Origin of the sequence: Gelidibacter sp., assembly GCF_035577925.1 — a bacterium.
Lineage (GTDB): Bacteria > Bacteroidota > Bacteroidia > Flavobacteriales > Flavobacteriaceae > Gelidibacter.
This window is the reverse complement of record NZ_DATJCY010000298.1, coordinates 1-2,347: the sequence shown is the minus strand read 5'-3', so window position 1 is coordinate 2,347 and position 2,347 is coordinate 1. Positions and strand designations below refer to the sequence as shown.

The 2,347-nt window shown below is 33.7% G+C and carries 1 protein-coding gene; it reads left to right on the top strand.

Going from position 1 to position 2,347, the window contains the following annotated elements:
* Positions 1-358 precede the first annotated feature (358 nt).
* Positions 359-1,954: a ribosomal protection-like ABC-F family protein gene (gene abc-f / locus VNJ50_RS11645; protein ID WP_006745470.1), complete on the top strand. Its 1,596-nt coding sequence runs from the start codon at positions 359-361 to the stop codon at positions 1,952-1,954.
* Positions 1,955-2,347 lie beyond the last annotated feature (393 nt).

Sequence of the window (2,347 nt, the reverse complement as noted above, 5' to 3'; positions counted from 1 at the left end):
ATTTGGAGTTGGGACAAATGAAAGATACAGATTCAATAACTTGGAAGAACTAATTAGAAATGAAAAAAACATCAGCTAACAGCACCTACCCAAAAGTGGCGGTTCAGTGGTTCAATCAAGCTTTGTGCTTCTATCAAAGTTTGTGCTTGGCTGACAGTGAAGTGCTTCGAAATCGCCACCTTCGGGTAGCTGCAAAACGTTATCGGCAATACGAAATAAAGTAGTTCAGAAAAAATATTATATTTGCAACATAAATAAAAAGTAAGCAGAAAATGTAAAAATTAATTTCTTAGACAATCTAACAATCAGCTCAAAAAATTGGGCTCCCACTTTTGTTAAACTCAAAAAGAAATTAATTATGCTTACGATTCAAAATTTATCCTATTCACATCCCAATAAAAATACGCTGTTTACTAATTTAAGTATGACAGTAAACCATTCCGATAAAATTGCATTAATTGGCAATAATGGTGTTGGAAAATCTACTTTACTCAAACTTATAGCCAAGGAATTAGAACCTGATGACGGACAAATTTCCTCCGAAACCAAACCCTATTATATTCCTCAAATTTTCGGTCAGTTTAATGATTTGACAATTGCCCAAGCCTTACAAGTTGAAACCAAACTCAATGCTTTACACGAAATTTTAAACGGAAGTGTAGATGAAAAGAATTATAGCCTTTTAAATGACGATTGGACGATAGAAGAAAAATGTCAAGAAGCCCTAAGCTATTGGGATATTTCTGATTTATCACTATCTCAAAAATTAAGCGAATTAAGTGGAGGACAAAAAACAAAAGTCTTTCTCGCAGGTATATTTATTCATCAACCATCATTTGTTTTATTAGATGAACCCAGTAATCATCTTGACAAATCCAGTAGAGACTTACTATACGATTTTATTCAAACCTCAAGAGCAACTTTTATAATCGTTAGCCACGACCGAGAGTTACTTCAGTTATTAAATCCTATTTGTGAGCTCAACAGAAATGAAATTAAAGTTTATGGCGGAAACTATGAATTTTATAAAGAGCAAAAAGAAATTGAACAAAACGCCTTAAGTCAAGATATTCAGAGCAAAGAAAAAGCACTTAGAAAGGCGAAAGAAAAGGAGCGAAAAACAATTGAACGACAACAAAAATTAGATGTTCGAGCAAAAAAGAATTTAGGAAAAGCTGGACTTCCCAAGATAGTATCAGATGCTTGGAAGAATAATGCTGAAAGAAGCTCAGCAAAAATTGCCGGAGTTCATTCAGATAAAATTAATGGTATAAAAGAAGAACTTCAAGATTTGAGGCTTTCCGTTTCTGATATAGAACAAATGAAATTTGAATTTGATTCTTCCAATCTTCATAAAGGTAAAAATCTGTTTATAGCAGAAAATATCAATTTCGCATATAGAACAGGGGGTTTATTATGGGAGAAACCTCTAAACATTCAAATTGTCAGCGGTGAACGAATTGCTATCAACGGAAAAAATGGATCAGGAAAAACCACACTTATCCAAATAATACTCGGAAAACTTAAACCAACGGAAGGAAAAATATTTATTGCTGAAAGTCATTCTGTTTATATTGACCAAGATTATTCTTTAATCAATAATCATTTACAGATTTATGAACAAGCTCAAGAATTTAATCAAACCGGCCTTCAGGAACACGAAGTAAAAATCAGATTAGACCGTTTTTTATTTTCAAAAGATGATTGGGATAAGCCTTGTCATATATTGAGTGGCGGAGAAAGAATGCGGTTAATGTTGTGTTGTTTAAACATTGCTAATCAATCTCCCGACATTATTATCTTAGATGAACCTACCAATAATTTAGACCTTCAAAACATCGAAATTTTAACCAATGCAATCAATGAATATGAAGGAACTTTAATTGTAATTTCCCACGATAAAACGTTCTTACAAGAAATAAATATTGAACGAACTATTGAATTAATGAAGTAAAGCCGATAACATCGGTTTTGCAAGAGAGCGGGTTATTGTTTCCGTTCAAAGATTTTCGTTATATTTAAAGTTCCGTCTTCGCTTGGAAGTCTTATGCTAAAATCCGCTCCCTCGCAAGGCCGCGGCCCGTCAGACTGTCTAAAAACCCATCCATAAACTTATTATCCAATAGATTAATAATTAGCAGCTTTTTGTAGTTTAATATACTGAATATCAGTATATTTACACTATGAAATACATCACGGGCAACAACAGGAATCAAATAACGATGTTTTGTTTGGACGACCATGTCGGACAGGACAACCAAGTGAGATCAATCGATCTGTTTGTGGACAGTTTACCACTTGCAGATTTTGGCTTTAAAGAAGAAAGGGACCTTAGTCTCGGTGGAAG

Excerpts from the sequence above, each read along its gene's own strand:
- abc-f (WP_006745470.1), top strand. The coding sequence starts at position 359 with ATGCTTACGATTCAAAATTTATCCTATTCACATCCCAATAAAAATACG.